Source organism: Bacillus sp. EB600 (assembly GCF_024494385.1).
In the GTDB taxonomy this organism is placed as follows: domain Bacteria; phylum Bacillota; class Bacilli; order Bacillales; family Cytobacillaceae; genus JAEVLT01.
In genome coordinates this window covers 1-371 of record NZ_JAEVLT010000180.1, presented here as the reverse complement: position 1 = coordinate 371, position 371 = coordinate 1, and the positions used below count along the sequence as shown (strand labels likewise).

The window sequence follows — 371 nt, the reverse complement described above, 5'->3', positions numbered from 1 at the left end:
CTCACCATTTTTCACCATATCAGTGATGACAAGAGCGTCTTTTTTATCACTTTTTGAACGGGAATTATCTCGGTTTTCTTTGTTCTTTTTTACAAGATGGTGGTTTACAGTTACTACTTCAATATCTTGTTCATATAGCCATTCAGATAAGTTAATCCAATAATGACCCGTAGGTTCCATGCCAACTATTGTAGAATCAAATCCTTTTAGGGTTTTTCACTGGTTCATCCATTGTAGTAAAACTGGCAAATCCTTCTTCATTATTATTAAAAGAAAGAGGATAATCGACTATAATCCCTCGAAAGTTAACAGCACGAGCGACGTGAACTTCTTGTGCTATATCCACACTGACAACGAGATGTTGGCTAGAG

At 36.4% G+C, this 371-nt stretch carries 1 pseudogene; it reads right to left on the bottom strand.

The window, feature by feature from the left end:
* Positions 1-371: pseudogene (locus JN080_RS29310) on the bottom strand (IS110 family transposase); the annotation flags it as partial.